Raw genomic sequence first — 16,808 nt, forward strand, 5'->3', positions numbered from 1 at the left:
GGGGTTTACAGACCCATCTGGCGCACGGCGAGATCCCGCATGATTTCTTCGGCCCCGCCGCCGATCGCGTTGACCCGTACTTCGCGGTAGATGCGCTCGACCTTGGCGCCGCGCAGATAGCCGGCGCCGCCGAATATCTGTACGCCTTCACGCGCACAGAACTCCATGGTCTGGGTGGCCTGGTTCTTGAGCAGACACACATCGGCGATCGGGTTCTCACCGTGGTCGATCTGCCAGGCGATCTGTTCCAGATAGGCCTGGGTCGCACGAATACGCTGGGCCATGTCGGCGAGCTTGTGGCGGATTACCTGATGGTTGATCAGCGCAGTACCGAAGGTTTGCCGTTCGCGCGCGTAGGCGCTCGCTTGATCGAAACAGACCTGGGCAAAACCGTTACAGCCAGCGGCCAGCCATAGCCGTTCGCTGTTGAAGTTGGCCATGATCAGACGAAAGCCGTCGTTCTCGGTGCCGAGCAGGTGGGTCGCCGGCACGCGGCAGTCGTCGAAATAGAGGGTCGCGGTATCGGAACACCACCAGCCCATCTTGCGATCCAGCGGTGTGCGCGAAAAGCCCGGCGTGTCGGTGGGCACGAGAATGAGCGATATGCCCGCCCGGCCCGGCCCACCGGTACGCACTGCCACGGTGACGTAATCCGCGCGCATGCCGGAAGTGATGAACGTCTTCGAGCCGTTGAGGATATAGTCGTCGCCGTCGCGTACGGCCGTGGTCCTGAGGTTTGCCACATCGGAACCGCCGCCGGGCTCGGTGATCGCCAGCGCGCTGATCTTGCGGCCCATCAGGATGTCGGGCAGCACCGCGCGTTTGAGCGCCTCGTTCGCCCCGTTGACGATCGGCGGGGCGCCGATGGTATGGCTGAGCAGGCTGGCCGACAGGCCGCCGGCGCCCGCCCGGGCGAGTTCCTGTGCGCCGATGATCACGAAGAATCGGTCTGCCTCGATGCCACCGTATTCGGGCGGAAAACCCAGCCCGAGCAGGCCGATTTCGGCCGCGCGATTATAGAGTTCTCGGGGAAAGCCGCCGGCTTCGTCCCAGTCATCCACGAAGGGCGTAATCTCGTCGGCGACCCAGCGGCGCAGGGTGTCGCGATAAAGTGCGTGGGCTTCGGTATAGCCCGGATGGGTGCTGTGCATAGCGGCGGCGCCTTGTTCAGTCGCCATCGCGCAACAGGCGCGGCGTTTGGGCCAGATGAAAGCCGTTGTAGGCGCCGGCCTTGTCATGATCGGGCATGGGCCAGTGGCTGCGTGCATTCGGCGCGCCGCCATCCACGCGCAGGCAGCTGCCGGTGATGAAGCCAGCCGCCTCCGACAACAGAAACACGATCGCTGCCGAGACTTCCGATTCCGTGCCCCAGCGCTTGAGCGGTACGAACTGCGGCAGCGCACGCAGCATGGGTTTGATTTCGTCGGGGTAGGTATCCATGCCGGACGAGGCGATCCAGCCCGGCGCCACGGCATTCACGCGCACGCCCGCATACTGCCATTCCACTGCTGCGGTTTCGGTCAGGCTGAGCATGCCGGCGCGCGCGGCCCCCGAATGGCCCATGCCCGGCATGGACGACCACATATCGGCGATGATGTTGACGATGGCGCCGCCGTGATCTTCCATCCACTGCGTGAAGCACTCCCGGGCCATGAGAAAACCGCCGGTGAGGTTGTTGCGCACCACGGTGTCGAAGCCTTTTTGCGAGATATGCTTGAGCGGGGCATGAAACTGCCCGCCGGCGTTGTTCACCAGGCCGTCGATGCGCCCGTGTTCGGCCAGGATGGCGGTAATGGTGGCGGCAACGCTTTCTTCGTCGCGAATATCGCAGACATGGGTGCTGGCGGGCGCGCCGCCCGCATCGGCGATCTCTACGGCCACGCTGTGTAGCTTGGATTCGGTACGCCCGACCAGGGCGACCCGCGCGCCGAGCGCCGCGAGTTCGTGGGCCGTGCAGCGGCCGATGCCGCTGCCGCCGCCGGTGATGATGATGTGCCGATTCGCGAACAGATCGGACCGAAAGACAGACGAATAAGCCATGTGTTCTCCTGCGCGCACCGGCTTGAATGCCGGCTTTGTATTGCTCTTTTATCCCGACTGGCGCCAAGTCTTGGATTGTGCCATCGCGTGACGGCATCATTTCAGTAATCCCGCATACACGCACCGTTTTATTAATCCGGCTTCGCAGGCGCTGGCCGCGGTGAGCATGGTTTTACATGCCCGCTTTCAACCCGAACACGCATCTGTATTTATCCCGGCGTAATAAATATGCGGCCGCGTGGCCAACGCGAGCGGTCTGGTTTATGGCATCTTGAGCGGCATTCAGGCCCGCCGCCCCATCCCATGCCATGCGTGATCGATTCATTGCCCTGCACATTGCCGTTCTGACGGTATCGGATACCCGCACCGAGGCCAGCGACAAGTCCGGCCGCCTGCTCGTCGACCGGCTACAAGCCGCGGGCCATCAGCTGCATGAAAAAGCCATCTGTAGCGACGATATCCATGAAATTCGCGCGCGCGTCGCGCGCTGGATCGCCGACGAAAAGCCGGATGTGGTGATTACCACCGGTGGCACCGGTCTGACCGGGCGCGATGTCACGCCGCAGGCGGTCGAGGTACTGTTCGACCGACGTATCGACGGTTTCGGCGAGATGTTTCGCATGCTCTCCTACGAGAGCATCGGTACCTCGACTTTGCAGTCGCGTGCGATCGCAGGGGTGTCCAAGGCGACGTTCGTGTTCTGCCTGCCCGGTTCGTCCGGCGCCTGTGCCGACGGCTGGGACAAGCTCATCGCGGATCAAATCGATGCCCGTACCCGGCCCTGCAATCTGCAGGAGCTGCTGCCACGCCTGACCGAGCGCTAGCCGGGCCCCTTGTTATGTATGGAGCTCGGTTGGCCGCGTTCGATGGGCAGGTTGTCCGCAAATGAACGCGAAGGCGCGCAAATAAGGCGAAGCTTGTGTGCGCCGCCGCGTAGCGCGCAAACCGCGCATACGAAAAAGCCCCGCCGGCGAACCGGTCGGGGCTTTTTCGGTCTGTGCAGCCTGTCGATCCCTTCAGGCATCGGGACTGACAGCGGCCGCAGGTCGATCAGCCCTTGTTGTAGGCCTCGATCGACTTGTTGATTTCGGCCTTGGCTTTTTCGGCGCCTTCCCAGCCGGTGATCTTCACCCACTTGCCTTCTTCGTGATCCTTGTAATGCTCGAAGAAGTGCTGGATCTTGTTCTTCAGGCGCTCGTCGACGTCGGACAGATCCTTGATGTCCTTGTAGTAGTCGGTGGCGATCTTGTCGGTGGGCACGCACAGGATCTTGGCATCCAGGCCGGATTCGTCCTCGGTGCCGAGTACGGCCACCGGACGCGCCTTGATCACGCAGCCGGGTACGATCGGCTCGGGGGTGAGCACGAGCACGTCCACCGGGTCGCCGTCGTCGTACAGCGTCTGCGGCACGAAACCGTAGTTGGCCGGGTAGTGCATGGCGACGTTCATGAAGCGGTCGACCATGAGACAGTTGGTGTCCTTGTCGACTTCGTACTTCACCGAGCTCGAGCCTTCCACGATCTCGATGACGACGTTGACTTCGTCCGGTGCTTTCTTGCCCGGTGTAATGGCTTCAAAGCCCATTGCAGACCCCTTTCGAAGGTGAATAATCGAATTTGTGGCGACCGATTGTAACCGATGACTTGACGCTGAGTGGTTTCAGATCTCGAACCTCTCGCTGAGCTTCTTTTCCACCGCGACGTTCTTCAGGCGTGCGTACTGCGGCAGCCCATCGGCATAGGGCGGGTAGGATTCGCCTGCGATCAACGGCTTGAGATAGCGCCGGGCGGCTTCGGTGATATGAAAGCCGTCCTCGCTGATGAATTCGCGCGGCATCATCTTTTCGACATTGGCGACTTCATCCAGCGGCGCCTCGCCGATGGTCCAGCGATAGGGCTCGTCGGATTCGCGCACGATCGAGACCATGATCCCCGACTTGCCGGCCACGGCATATTCGACTGCCGCACGGCCCACGGCATAAGCCTGTTCCACGTCGGTCTGGGAGGCGATATGGCGTGCCGCGCGCATGAGATAGTCGGCGATCGCGTAGTGATACTTGTAGCCGAGCTTGTTCTTGATCAGTTCGGCCAGGGTCGGCGCCATGCCGCCAAGCTGCTTGTGGCCGAAGGCATCGGTGCTGCCGGCATCGGAGAGGAACTCGCCGTCGGCATTGCGTACGCCCTCGGAGGCCACGATGGTGCAATAGCCGTGGCGCTTGACCGTGTCGTCGACCTTGGCCAGGAATTTCTCTTCGTCGAAGGCGATTTCCGGGAACAGCAGGATGTGCGGGTCCTGGCCTTCGGCCTCGCTGGCCAGCCCACCCGCGGCCGCGGTCCAGCCGGCATGCCGACCCATGACCTCCAGAATGAACACCTTTGTGGAGGTCTTGCACATGCTAGCCAGATCGAAACCGGCCTCGCGAATGGACACGGCGGTGTACTTGGCCACGCTGCCGAAGCCGGGCGAGCAGTCGGTATGCGGCAGGTCGTTGTCCATGGTCTTGGGCACATGGATCGCCTGGATGGGGTAGCCCATCTTTTCCGACAGTTGGCTGATCTTGAGACAGGTATCGGCCGAATCGCCGCCGCCGTTGTAGAAGAAATAGCCGATATCGTGGGCCTTGAAGACCTCGATCAGGCGCTCGTACTGGGCGCGATTGTCGTCGAGGCCCTTGAGCTTGTAGCGCGCCGACCCGAAAGCGCCGGCCGGCGTGTGCTTGAGTGCAGCGATCGCGCCGGCGGATTCGGCCGAGGTGTCGATGAGATCTTCGGTGAGCGCACCGACGATACCGTCGCGCCCGGCATACACGGTGCCGATCTTGTCGCTGTGTTCGCGCGCGGCTTCGATTACGCCGGCGGCCGAGGCGTTGATGACGGCGGTCACCCCACCGCTTTGCGCATAGAAGGCATTCTTTCGGGTCATGGGTTCATCCTGGCTGATCAGATGCGCCGCAAAGCATACTTGAGAGTTGGCGCCGCCGAAAATTGACTTGCCCCAGGCGAATCATTAACGTCGACCGTTCGTTCGTGCGCACGCTCGGGTTGTGTGCGCAAAACGCTCTACCTTCTGGTTATGACAACGCCAAGCCGTTCGCGGAGAAATCATGCTGAAAATCGTGCTGCTGGGTGCCCCGGGTTCGGGCAAGGGAACGCAGAGTGAAAAGCTGGTCGCCGAATTCGGCGTACCGCAGATTTCCACCGGCGATCTGCTGCGCAGCGCGGTAGCCAACGAAACCGAACTCGGCAAGAAAGCCAAATCGGCGATGGATGCCGGTGAGCTGGTCTCCGACGATATCGTCGTGGGCATGATTCGCGAACGTCTGGCCGAGGACGATACCGAAAACGGTTTCATTCTCGACGGCTTTCCGCGCAGCCTCGATCAGGCCAAGGCGCTGGATGAGCTGCTCGACGAAATGAATCGTCCGCTTCAGGGCGTGGTGCATATCAAGGTCGACAACGAAGAAATCGTGCAGCGCCTGATGGCCCGCGGCCGTGCCGACGACAACGAAGAGACGATTCGCAATCGTCTCAAGGTGTATCAGGAGCAGACCCAGCCGCTGGTCAAGTTCTACGAAGACAAGGGCCTGCTTACCGCCGTGGCCGGCGTGGGCGAGATCGACGACATCTATGCCCGTATCAAGGCGGCGTTGCCCGCCGGTTAGATAAATCCGCCCGCACAGCGGGCGTCGATTCGCGTTTTCAGGCGCCGGAGCCGGCTGCGGCTTCGGCGTTTTTTATGGCTGCGAGCACGGCCTCGCCGGCCACGCCCGCGCGCCAGCCCGACAGCAGCCGCAGATCGCGTGCGCCGGCGACCATGGCCGCGATTTCCTTGCGACTGGCCAGCGCCGACGCGGCGATAGCGTGGCTTTGTGCCCGTTCGGCCAGGACGTCCATACCGATCTTGATGCGTCGTTTTTCTTCGTCGCTGGGTGGCGTTGGCGGCGCGGCGAGCGGCTCGGCCGGGCGCTCGGCCGCGCGCTGTAGGCAATCCAGTAGCGCTGTGCCGTGACGGTCGACGGTTTTGGCGGGCAGGGCGCGAATCTGTTTCATGGCGTCGCGATCCGGCGGTCGCCGTTTGGCCAGTTCGATGACCGCATCGTCGGCCAGAATCCAGCGCCGTGGCCGGTCGCAGGCCATGGCCTCGCGTTCGCGCCAGTCGGCGATCGCGCCCAGCGCCTGCTGTTGGGCCGGCTTGAGCCGATGCCAGCTCTTGATACGGCGCCAGGCGGCCGCGGTATCCACGTCGAAACGCCGGGCGTCGACCATGCGCTCGAAATCCTCGGCCAGCCAGGCCTCGCGTTCCTGTTCGAGCAGCCGGTTGCCGATCACGTGATAGGCCACGGCGAGATAGCGCACATCGTCGGCAGCGTAATCGAGCGCGCCGGGCGGCAGCGGGCGTTTGCTCCAGTCGGTGCGCGTATGCGCCTTGGGCAGGTCGATATCCAGCAGGGCGTCGATCAGGCGCGCATAGCCCATCTGGTCGTCGAGGCCGACCAGCGGGGCGGCCACCTGTGTATCGAACAGCGGCGCCGGCATGGTGCCGAAACGCTGGTACAGCACTTCCAGATCCTGTTCGGCCGAATGGAACACCTTGAGCACGCGCGTGTCGGCCAGCAGTTCGGCCAATGGTTCGAGGTCGTCGAGCGCGATTACGTCGATCAGGCCGATTTCGTCGGCATCGGCAATCTGTACCAGACACAGCTTGGGGTAGTAGGTGCTTTCGCGCAGGAATTCGGTGTCCACGGCGATCCAGTCGCGCTCGCGCATGCGTGCTGCGAACTCGGCCAGCGCTGCGTCGTCGGTGATCGTGACGACGGACTGGGGCGGCTTCGGTATCATGCCGTGTGCTCTGACAAGCTTCATAAGGATGCGGTGTCCATGGTTTTTGCGCGGCGGGTAATCGAACTAATGCTGCTGCGGCGTGGCCCCCAGGATATGCCGGGGGATGCGAACACGCTCATCGGTTGTGCTGCGGCCTATTGTATCTTGCTGTTTCTGCAAGTCGGCCTGCTCATGCCTGCACCCGCGGCTGCGCTCCAGGCCGGGCTGGCCACGGTCCTGCTCGCCTTGTATGTGCGTACGGTGCTGCGTATCCGACAGTTGCCCAACCGCTTCAACCAGACCGCGACGGCCCTGTTCGCATCAGGGGCGACGCTGACGTTGATCATGCTCGCGCCCACCCACGCGATGGCGCCTTATCTGCACGCGCTCGGCGAGGCCAGCGACGCGCAGGCCGTACCCATGCCGCCGACGTTCGTGACCCTGTCCTATGTCGCCATGGGCTTCTGGGGCCTGGCGATCTACAGCCATGTCTATCGGCACGCGCTCGATGGCGGGCTCTGGCTGGGCGTGGGCGCGACCATCACTTTCGAAATCTTGCTGTTGCTGGTGTTTTCCGTACTCGGTTGACGCGCGCTCAAGCGCGATCAGCGCAGGCTTGCCGTACAAGGGTTTTCACATGCATGTCCATATTCTCGGCATCGGTGGCACGTTCATGGCCGGTGTGGCGCTGCTCGCGCGTGCGGCCGGGCATACGGTGACCGGTTCCGATGCCGGCCTGTATCCGCCCATGAGCACCCAGCTGGCCGAGGCCGGTATCGATGTCATGGAAGGCTACGAGCCGGACCATCTCAAGCCGGCGCCCGATCAGGTGATCGTGGGCAATGCCATGAGCCGGGGTAACCCGGCGGTCGAATATACGCTCGATGCCGGGCTCGACTATATTTCCGGGCCACAGTGGCTGGCCGAGAACGTGCTGCGCTCGCGCTGGGTGCTGGCCGTGGCCGGCACCCACGGCAAGACCACCACGGCGAGCATGCTCGCGCATATCCTCGAATATGCCGGTATGGCGCCGGGGTATCTGATCGGTGGTATCGCGGCGGATCTGGGCCAGTCGGCGGCGATGGGCGAAAGCGATTTCTTCGTGGTCGAGGCCGACGAATACGATACCGCCTTCTTCGACAAGCGCTCGAAGTTCGTGCACTACCGTCCGCGTACGCTCGTGCTCAACAACCTCGAGTTCGATCACGCCGATATCTTCGACAACCTCGAAGCCATCAAGCGCCAGTTCCATCACCTCGTGCGTACGGTACCGGGCACGGGCCAGATCGTGCATAACGCGGCCGATGTCGCGCTCGACGACGTGCTCGCACGCGGCTGCTGGACGCCGACGGTGGGTTTTGCCGGGCCCACGGGCGATTGGCAGAGTCAGGCGCTCAGCGCCGATGCCAGCCATCTGGCGATTCGTTACCAGGGCGAGGCGGTCGGCGAACTCAATTGGCACATGACCGGCGCGCACAACGCCGCCAACGCGCTGGCCGCGATCGCGGCTGCCCGTCATGTGGGTGTGGTACCGGAACAGGCCATCGCCGCGCTGGCCTGTTTCAGGGGCGTCAAGCGTCGTATGGAACTCCGCGGTACGCCGCGCGGTATCAAGCTGTTCGACGACTTCGCCCATCATCCGACCGCCATCCGGACCACGCTGGCAGGCCTGCGTGCTGGCGCGCAGGGCCGGGTGCTGGCGGTGTTCGAGCCCCGTTCGAATACGATGCGCCGTGGGGTTCATGCCGATACCTTGGCGGCCAGCTTTGCCGATGCCGACCATGTGTTCGTCTACGAGGCCGATCTGGACTGGGACGCCGCCACCGTGTTCGCGCCGCTGGGCGATCGGGTGACGCGTTGTGGCGATCTGGACGCGCTGGTCGCCGCAGTGGCCGCGACGGCGATGCCGGGCGATTGTGTCGTGGTGATGAGCAATGGCGGTTTCGGCGGTATCCACGGCAGGTTGCTCAGCGCATTGGCGCAGACCTGAGCCGCAATAGCAGACATAAAAAAACCGCTTCATGAAGCGGTTTTTTTATCTAGCGAGAAAATTTCGCCGAGGCCGGGCCGTACCACGTCGAGGCACGAGGGGGGACCGGGAGACGCCGACCCGACCCTGGCGAAAACGGTGGCGATCGCCTTTTGCGATACGCCGTTGAAAATTTCGCGTTGGCCGGGCCGTACTACGCCGAGGCACGAGGGGGGACCGGGGAGACGCCGGCCCGACCAGGCGAAAACCTGTCATACGCACACCGTGGTTGTGCGTATGGATTTAATTTCGCCTGAGCCGAGCCGAACCACGCCGAGGCACGAGGGGGGGGACCGGGGAGACGCCAGCCCGACCAGGCGAAAACTGTGTGGCAGCCATGCTGCCGAAATTCGTGTTGCTTGAACTCCTTACCTGAATTAAGCGTCTTCGCCGTCCTGCGAAGACTGCATATCCTTCATGTATTGCTGGAACTCGTCCTTGTCGACTTCACCGTCGCCGTTTTCATCCATGGCATCGAACTTCGCCTCCCACGGAGTCGCGGCCACTTCTTCCGGCGAAAGCGAACCGTCGGCATCGGCATCCATGGTCGCCCAGGCCGCCGAGGCTGTTTCTGCCGCATTCGCGCGGGTTGTGGACAAAGCCGTCGACAACGGAATGGCGATAGCGATACCGGCAATGACTGCGTAGCGTTTCTTCATGAATCACTAAACTTCAATGCGTTCCTGACTAAGCCTAGAGCAACCGCCGTGCCAACTATAAAAAATACTTACGATACAATAATTTAAGTAGTATTTTCCGTGCCGAGAGGCCTGTTGTCGCCGTGGGCGGGGCATACCGGCACAAAGACTGTTGCCGTATGGCGACAGCATGCAACGAATACTGATAACTTGCGGAATTTGCTTGGTTTTAAATGTCGCAGATTGGCAACAGTTAGCCGCGATCGGCTGGTTTTCGATGTCGCCTAACGGCAACGATCAGCGCGAGCGCTTGTAATCGTTGGGGTCGATCTCGTGCCGGTTGAGCAGCTTGTAGAACTCGGTGCGATTGCGCTTGGCCAGGCGTGCGCTGCGGGCGACATTGCCCTCGGTGATGCGTAGCAGCTGAACCAGATAATCGCGTACGAAGGCATCGCGGGCCTCGGCGAGCGGCTGCCAGGAGGCAGCTGCATCGGCGCGACCGCTATGGCCGGCCAGGGCCTTTTCCACCGCCTGTGCGGAAATCACGTGGCCGCGGGTGAGGGCGACATTCTGTTCGACCACGTTGGAGAGCTGGCGGATATTGCCGGGCCAGTGATGGCGGCAGAGCAATTCCATCGCATCCGGCGAGTACACGCGGGTGCGCCGGCCACTGCGCGCCGCGATCGCTTCCAGAAAATGGCGGGCCAGCGGCGCGACGTCTTCCGGTCGCTCACGCAGCGGCGGCAGGGCAAGGGTGACCACGGCCAGGCGATAGTAGAGATCTTCGCGGAAACTGTGTTGTTCGATGGCATGATCGAGGTCGCGGTGGGTGGCCGACACCACGCGCACGTTGACCGGTAGTGAACGCGAAGCGCCCACCGGTCGGACTTCACGCTCCTGCAGCACGCGCAGCAGTTTGACCTGCAGCGTGATCGGCATGTCGCCGATCTCGTCGAGGAAGACCGTACCGCCCTCGGCGCTGCGAAACAGCCCCTGCTGGGCCTGCTTGGCATCGGTGAATGCGCCTTTTTCGTGGCCAAACAGTTCCGATTCGAGCAATTGCTCGGGCATGGCCCCGCAGTTGATCGCCACGAACGGCGCCTTCGCGCGGGGGCTGGCATCGTGCAGCGCGCGGGCGAGGACTTCCTTGCCGGTGCCGGATTCGCCGGTGATGAGCACGCTGGTGTCGCTGGCGGCGACCAGCTTGGCTTCATCGAGCAGGCGATGCATCAACGGCGAGCGGGTGACGATGCGTGCGCGCCAGACCTGCTGCCAGTCTTCGCTGGCCACACCGGTCTGTTCAAGCGCCTGGTCGACACGGGCCAGGAGTACGTCCTTGTCGACCGGTTTGGACAGAAAATCGAGTGCGCCGCCCTGCGTGGCCGCGACCGCCTCGGGAATCGTGCCGTGGGCGGTCAGCAGAATGACCGGCAGCGTGGGGTGGGCATGGCTGAGCCGGTCGAGCAGCGCCATGCCGTCCATGCCATCCATACGCAGATCGGTGATTACACAGTCCGCGCCGTAATTTTCGAGCAGGCGAAGGGCGGCCCGACCGCTATCGGCGGTCTCGACCGTGTGGCCCGCGCCTTCCAGACGCAGGGCGAGCAGGCGCCGCAGGCTGGGGTCGTCATCGACCAGCAGTATCTTGCCGCCGCGTGCCATTTACGTGCCCGGGTCGCCGAGCCGGTTTTCTATATCGGCCAGTTCGCGCAATTTGCGGCGTGCCTCGTCGAGCTCGCGTTCGAGTTCACGGATATGGGCACGCTCGCGGGCGTTCGGCTGTCCGGCAGGCGGCTGGGCGCGCGCGCTCCGGGTCGCGGACTCGGGTATCACCGGTTCGGCGATGGCCGGCGCCGGTTCGGCCACGGTGTCGGTGCTGCTGACAGCGCCGTTGCGCGCGCCTTCGGCATACAGGCGCGCAAGATCCTGCAGGTACTGACAGGCCGCCGGGCTCCACTGGGCATCGTCGGCGGTGAGTGCGCGCTGGGCATAGCGCGCGGCTTCGTCCGGGGTGTAACGACGCTGGCCGGCCGTGCCGAATGCAAGGGCCAAATGCGCATAGCTCTGGGCATCGGGTCGGCTGGCGACCTGCGCTCGCGCGACGGCCACCGCCTCGGCGCGGGCTTCGGGCGTGGCCTGGCGCAGCTGTGCGGCATAGTCGAGCAAATCGAGTACCGGGTCTCGCTCGGCCGCCAATGGCATTGCCGGCGATGTCTCGACGCGTTCGCCCAGATCCGGCGGCCGCCGATCGGTGCTGCAGCCACCCGCCAGTAGCGATGCGCCGGCAACGGCGAGCGCGACCCATACCACACGCATATCACACCGCATGGCGATCCGGGATTTCGACATGAAACCGTGCACCGCCGCCCGGGGCGTCGGTCACATCGATACGCCCGCCATGCGCATGCACGCATTCACGTACCACCGACAAGCCGATACCGGTGCCCCGGAGTGCGCCCTTGGCATGTGACTCGCTGTCCGTGCCCTGATAAAAGGCATCGAAGATTGCGTCGCGCTCGTGCGCGGGCACGCCCGGGCCCTGATCACTGACCGAGATCGTGGTGGCTGAAACCATACGCTCGGCGGCCAGGGTCACGGTCGAGCCCGGCGGCGCGAATTTCACCGCGTTGGCGAGTAGATTGTCGACAATAAGCTGCATACGGTCCCGGTCGGCCGTGACGTCCATGGTTTCGCCCGGCGTGACCACGGATAGTTCCTTGCCCTCGATCGTGAGCCGCTGGCGGGCTACGATCGCCTCGAAAAGCGCGTTCAGATCGAAGCGCTCGTACTCAAGTTTAGCGTGTTGTTGCTGCCAGGCGGCAAAGTCCAGCAGGTTATCGATGAGCTTGGCCAGTTCAAGGCTGTTCTGCTGCAGGATTTCGGCCACGTCGGCCTGCGCGTCGTTGAGCTTTCCGACGGTGCCATCGCGCAACAGTTCGGCGCCTTCGCGAATACTGGCGAGCGGCGTTTTGAGTTCATGCGACATATGCCGGATGAACTGCTGTTTTTCGTTTTCCAGGGTGGCGAGACGGCGGCGCATCCAGTCCAGGCGCGCGCCCAGCGCATCGAGTTCGGCCGTGGGTGCGAACACCTTGATCTGCTGTGAGAAATCGCCATCGCCAAGGCGGGTGACCGCGCCGGAGATCTGACGTAGCGGGCGTGCGATCACCACCACGAAGAAAGCGGTGAGCGCAAGTGCGCCGGGAATCAGCGCGAATACGCACAGCAGCAGGAAAAAGCGGGCATCGGCCGCGGTCGCCTGCAAACGGGCCAGCTCGCGATCGATGAACAGATTGCCTTGCTGGGTGATCAGATCGGTTTCGCGCTGCATGGCGCTGATTTCCTCGATCAGGCTCTGAACCTGGGCCGGGCGCGTGCGCAGGCGTTCGGCCAGTTCGCGTGCCTGGGCGCGCAGGGTGTCGAGGTTCCAGCCCGACAGGGTATCGAGCTCGAGGGCGCCGAGCGCATCGAGCATGGCATCGAAGTCGCGGCTCTGGCGCTCGAAACGCGTGATCAATTCGTCGCTTTGCAACACACCGTATTGGCGCGCGCTCCGCTCCATGCCCACCAGCAGTGTGCTCAGGCGTTTGCTGTAGCGGGTCACCTCCACGCCCTGGAGCACCAGGCGCTCGCTCTGATCGGTCAAGCGATCGACATAAAGCACACCGAAGACGATGGCCACGATCAACGGCAACGCGACCAGCCCGAAACTGGTCAGCAACAGTCCGGTGATCGAGCGTGGGCGAAAGACCAGCCGGCGACGGCCGTGGGCCTTGCGCGAATGTTCGATAGCGGCAGCAGCAGGGCGCGACATGCCGTACAGCATAGCCTGACTGGCGCCGACGTTGCGTATTCGGGCTTTGCGGCGCTAGGGTTGGCGGCTTGCCCCGTGTTCTTCTTGAGAGGCCTTTTGCATGGTCGCGACCTCTGCCGATGCTCGCCCCGCCGAGCGCACCGACAACGGCCTGCCGTCTTTGACCTGGCTGGAAACGCGTACGCGCGAACTGCTTGAGCAGGCGGCACACGGTGGCGCCGATCAGGCTGAAGTCTCGCTGTCGGCCTCGCGTGCACTGTCGGTGACCGCACGGGCGCGCGAGCGCGAATCCGTCGAACACGAAGGCGATCGGGCCGCGAGCCTGACCGTCTATCGCGGCCAGCGCAGTGGCAGTGCCTCGACCACCGATCTGAGCAGCGATGGGCTGCGCGCCGCGCTCGATCAGGCGCTCACCATCGCGCGTTTTACCGAGCCGGATGACTATGCCGGGCTTGCCGATGCCGAACTCATGGCCCGCACGCGCCCCGAGCTGTCGCTCTATCACCCGTGGTCGCTGGATGCCGGGCGGGCACTGGATATGGCGCTCGAGCTCGAGGCGGCCGCGCTCGATTACGACCCGCGTATCGCCCAGACCGAAGGCGCAACCGTGGCCAGCCAGGATGGCATCAGCGTATACGGCAACAGCCATGGGTTCGTGGCGGGTGAACGCGCGAGCCGGCATGCCTTGAGTGTCCAGCCGCTGGCTAAATCCGAGCGTGGCATGCAACGCGAAGTCGCCTTTTCCCAGGCCCGCCGTGCCGAGGATCTACAAACCCTGACGGCGGTCGGTCGGCTTGCCGCCGAGCGCGCGGTATCGCGCCTGCACGCAAAAACACCGCCGACCACGACCGCGTCGGTGCTGTTCACGCCACGGGTTGCGCGCGGGCTGTGGGGGCATCTGATCGGCGCGATCAGCGGCGGCGCGCTTTATCGCAACGCCAGTTTTCTCAAGGACAAGATCGATCAATCGATTGCGGTGCCGACACTCACCCTCAGCCAGCACCCGCACCGCCCGCGCGGGCTCGCCAGTGCCGCTTTCGATGGCGATGGCGTGGCCACCACCGAGCGCACTCTGGTCGAAGATGGCGTACTGCGCGGCTATGTACTGTCCGCCTACACGGCCCGCCGACTGGGGCTCACGAGTACCGGCAACGCAGGCGGTGTGTTCAATCTGGACGTCGCCCCGGGCAGCGAAGATTTCGACGCGCTCGTGGCCGGCATGGGGCGTGGACTCGTGGTCACCGAACTCATGGGCCAGGGCGTGAATCTCGTCAATGGCGATTATTCGCGTGGCGCGGCCGGCTTCTGGGTCGAGAATGGCGAGATCGCCTATCCGGTCGAAAACGCCACCATCGCCGGCAATCTGGCGGATATGTATCGCGATATCGCAGCACTCGGCAGCGATGTGGATCTCGGCGCGGCCTTGCGTACGCCGTCGGTGCTGATTGGGTCTATGACCATTGCCGGGCAGTGATTCTGTCTTGCGCAAATACTCCGCACATTAGCGCGAAGACGCGCAAATAAGGCAGTCACGTGGGTTGGCGCGGGCTGCGGATCGCGAGCCGGCGGGCAAGCGTCGCCGAGCATTCAGGGCGAATCGCTTGCCGAGGCAACGTCGTTTTGTGGATTACGCTTCGCTAAGCCAACCTGCACGTCGTTCGGGGTGCTCGAATGGTCACCCATCATTTACGCGCTTGGCGTGCATTTGCGGACGTTTTCTTTTGGCCGAAGAACACACGCCAATACGCAATCGCCGGTTGGCGGCTTGAATCACTAAGGTCGGATCTTCAGCAGGCGCTGCGCTCATTACGAGATTACGCTGCACACGTTTAACTCACGACGCGCTCATTCGAGCTACGAGGCGGGCCCGGTTAGCGCAACAGAAACAGCGTGCCGAGGCCGAGAAAGGCGCCGAAGCCGATGACGTCGGTAATGGTCGTGAGCACGACAGAGCCCGCCAGGGCCGGGTCGATGCCCATTTTCTTCATGGCCAGCGGAATGGCGACGCCGGCGATGGCAGCGCCAATCTGGTTGATGATCAGTGCCACCGCGATGATCACGCCGAGCGTGGGGTTGCCGAACCAGACCTGGGCGATGACGCCGACAACCGCCCCCCACAGCACGCCGTTGATCACGGCCACGGCGAGTTCCTTCATCAGCAGGGTGCGCGCGTTGCCGAAACCGATCTGACCGAGCGACAGGCCGCGAATCATCAGGGTGAGTGTCTGTGAGCCGCCGATTCCGCCCATGCTGGCCACGATCGGCATGAGCACGGCCAGGGCGACCACTTGCGATAGCGTGGCTTCGAACAGGCCCACGACCTGCGCGGCGAGAAAGGCGGTGAGCAGATTCGCGCCCAGCCAGGTGGCCCGTCGGCGCGCACTACGCGCGATCGGTGCGAATACGTCTTCTTCTTCGTCGAGGCCGGCCATGCTCATGATCGAGTGCTCGGCTTCGTCGCGGATCACGTCGACCACGTCGTCGATGGTGATCCGGCCGACCAGTTTTTCGTTTTCGTCGATCACCGGTGCCGAGATCAGGTCGAGATCCTGAAAGCGCTTGGCGACCTGGGCGGCCGACATGTCCACCGGCAAGGCTTCGATATCGGTGTTCATGACCTCGGAGACGTCGCGCTCCGGGTCGAGCGTGAGCAGTTTGGCGAGCGTGAGCATGCCCAGATAACGGCCATAGCGCGAGATCACGAACAGCGATTCGGTATCGTCGGGCAGGGTGCCGCGCTGTTGCAGATAGCGGCGCACGACATCCAGCGACACGTCCGGGCGTACCGTGATGGTGTCGTTGTTCATCAGGCCGCCGGCCGAGTCCGACGGATAGGACAGCACCGCTTCCAGACGTTCGCGGTTGTCCAGGTCCATCGTGTGCAGGACTTCACGGGTGACCTGTTCGGGTAGATCCTCGATCAGGTCGGCGAGGTCGTCGATCGGCATGCCTTCGGTGGCCGCGAGCAGAACCTCGTCGTCGAGGGCATCGATGAGCTCGGCACGCACCTCGTCGTTGACGTGCAGCAGCGTTTCGCCGTGATCGTCTTCGGGCACCAGACGCCAGACCAGCTCACGCTTGGTGCGCGGGATGGATTCCAGCAGCAAGCCGATTTCGGCCGGCGAGAGCGAGTGCAGCATCGGTTTGAGCCGACGCATGCGCCCGGATTCCAGCGCCTCGTTGATATGCGCGAGCCGGGATTCCATCTGGTCTTCAGTGGTCTTGGCGTCGCTCATCGCAGCGCATATCCGAAACAGTGAGTGGCTTGTTAGAAAATAGCAGAAAAATACGGATTTTCCTGCGCTTTTTATGCCCTGACAGCGATCGCCGACGCAATCGCGACAGTGCAGACCGCAGGCCATGGGTCAGACCTGCAACCGATCAGGATAGTGCAGCCGTGTTGCAGCGACGCGACGTATCAGCCGCGGGCGACGCGAACCGTGTCGTCCCGGCTGTGGCGATTCGAT

Annotated in this window: 15 protein-coding genes; 5 read left to right on the forward strand and 10 right to left on the reverse strand. The window is 63.5% G+C overall.

All coding sequences use genetic code 11. The annotated features are described in order from the left end of the window. Nucleotides 1-5: 5 nt before the first annotated feature. Entirely contained in the window at nucleotides 6-1,151 is a 1,146-nt protein-coding gene (locus T5B8_RS08785) for an acyl-CoA dehydrogenase family protein (RefSeq protein WP_353178036.1), read from the reverse strand. Nucleotides 1,152-1,167: 16 nt separating this feature from the next. Next, nucleotides 1,168-2,040 carry an SDR family oxidoreductase gene (locus tag T5B8_RS08790; protein WP_353178038.1) on the reverse strand — a complete coding sequence of 291 codons (873 nt, stop codon included), beginning with the start codon at nucleotides 2,038-2,040 and terminating at the stop codon, nucleotides 1,168-1,170. Nucleotides 2,041-2,348: 308 nt separating this feature from the next. On the opposite strand from T5B8_RS08790, the gene moaB reads away from it, so the two are divergent. After that, the gene (moaB, locus tag T5B8_RS08795; protein WP_353178040.1) at nucleotides 2,349-2,864 is read left to right on the forward strand and encodes a molybdenum cofactor biosynthesis protein B; all 516 of its coding nucleotides are present in this window, start codon (nucleotides 2,349-2,351) and stop codon (nucleotides 2,862-2,864) included. A 226-nt stretch (nucleotides 2,865-3,090) separates the two neighbouring features. Here the strand turns inward: moaB and ppa are convergent, their stop codons facing one another. Together ppa and T5B8_RS08805 are read right to left on the reverse strand one after the other, a co-directional pair. Continuing rightward, nucleotides 3,091-3,624: an inorganic diphosphatase gene (gene ppa, locus T5B8_RS08800; RefSeq protein ID WP_353178042.1), complete on the reverse strand. Its 534-nt coding sequence runs from the start codon at nucleotides 3,622-3,624 to the stop codon at nucleotides 3,091-3,093. 75 nt (nucleotides 3,625-3,699) lie between these two features. Further along, on the reverse strand, nucleotides 3,700-4,962 hold the full coding sequence (locus T5B8_RS08805) for a 6-phosphofructokinase (RefSeq protein WP_353178044.1): 1,263 nt from the start codon (nucleotides 4,960-4,962) through the stop codon (nucleotides 3,700-3,702). Nucleotides 4,963-5,143: 181 nt separating this feature from the next. Here T5B8_RS08805 and T5B8_RS08810 point away from each other — a divergent pair, with 181 nt between their 5' ends. Continuing rightward, nucleotides 5,144-5,701, forward strand: a complete 558-nt coding sequence (locus T5B8_RS08810; RefSeq protein ID WP_353178046.1) for an adenylate kinase — start codon at nucleotides 5,144-5,146, stop codon at nucleotides 5,699-5,701. A 37-nt stretch (nucleotides 5,702-5,738) separates the two neighbouring features. Here the strand turns inward: T5B8_RS08810 and rnd are convergent, their stop codons facing one another. Further along, on the reverse strand, nucleotides 5,739-6,878 hold the full coding sequence (gene rnd, locus T5B8_RS08815; protein WP_353178047.1) for a ribonuclease D: 1,140 nt from the start codon (nucleotides 6,876-6,878) through the stop codon (nucleotides 5,739-5,741). 39 nt (nucleotides 6,879-6,917) lie between these two features. On the opposite strand from rnd, the gene T5B8_RS08820 reads away from it, so the two are divergent. Next, a complete protein-coding gene (locus T5B8_RS08820) occupies nucleotides 6,918-7,448 on the forward strand; it encodes a hypothetical protein (protein WP_353178049.1) in 531 nt (176 codons plus the stop codon). Between the two features lie 49 nt (nucleotides 7,449-7,497). After that, complete coding sequence (gene mpl / locus T5B8_RS08825) at nucleotides 7,498-8,850, forward strand: UDP-N-acetylmuramate:L-alanyl-gamma-D-glutamyl-meso-diaminopimelate ligase (RefSeq protein WP_353178050.1); 1,353 nt, start codon at nucleotides 7,498-7,500, stop codon at nucleotides 8,848-8,850. A gap of 416 nt (nucleotides 8,851-9,266) precedes the next feature. Here the strand turns inward: mpl and T5B8_RS08830 are convergent, their stop codons facing one another. The 4 genes from T5B8_RS08830 to T5B8_RS08845 form a co-directional block, all read right to left on the reverse strand. Then, a complete protein-coding gene (locus tag T5B8_RS08830; RefSeq protein ID WP_353178052.1) occupies nucleotides 9,267-9,548 on the reverse strand; it encodes an EF-hand domain-containing protein in 282 nt (93 codons plus the stop codon). Between the two features lie 276 nt (nucleotides 9,549-9,824). After that, complete coding sequence (locus tag T5B8_RS08835; protein ID WP_353178053.1) at nucleotides 9,825-11,189, reverse strand: sigma 54-interacting transcriptional regulator; 1,365 nt, start codon at nucleotides 11,187-11,189, stop codon at nucleotides 9,825-9,827. Beyond that, on the reverse strand, nucleotides 11,190-11,855 hold the full coding sequence (locus T5B8_RS08840; protein ID WP_353178055.1) for a hypothetical protein: 666 nt from the start codon (nucleotides 11,853-11,855) through the stop codon (nucleotides 11,190-11,192). It lies immediately after the preceding gene. Then, entirely contained in the window at nucleotides 11,845-13,341 is a 1,497-nt protein-coding gene (locus tag T5B8_RS08845; RefSeq protein ID WP_353178056.1) for a sensor histidine kinase, read from the reverse strand. Before T5B8_RS08845 ends, T5B8_RS08840 begins: the two co-directional genes overlap by 11 nt. Before the next feature lie 100 nt (nucleotides 13,342-13,441). Between T5B8_RS08845 and pmbA the strand changes: the two genes are divergently transcribed. Then, a complete protein-coding gene (pmbA, locus tag T5B8_RS08850) occupies nucleotides 13,442-14,815 on the forward strand; it encodes a metalloprotease PmbA (RefSeq protein WP_353178057.1) in 1,374 nt (457 codons plus the stop codon). Between the two features lie 397 nt (nucleotides 14,816-15,212). On the opposite strand, the gene mgtE is transcribed toward pmbA, so the two are convergent. Next, on the reverse strand, nucleotides 15,213-16,577 hold the full coding sequence (gene mgtE, locus T5B8_RS08855; RefSeq protein ID WP_353178059.1) for a magnesium transporter: 1,365 nt from the start codon (nucleotides 16,575-16,577) through the stop codon (nucleotides 15,213-15,215). Between the last annotated feature and the right edge of the window lie 231 nt (nucleotides 16,578-16,808).

This window comes from Salinisphaera sp. T5B8 (assembly GCF_040361255.1).
Lineage (GTDB): Bacteria > Pseudomonadota > Gammaproteobacteria > Nevskiales > Salinisphaeraceae > Salinisphaera.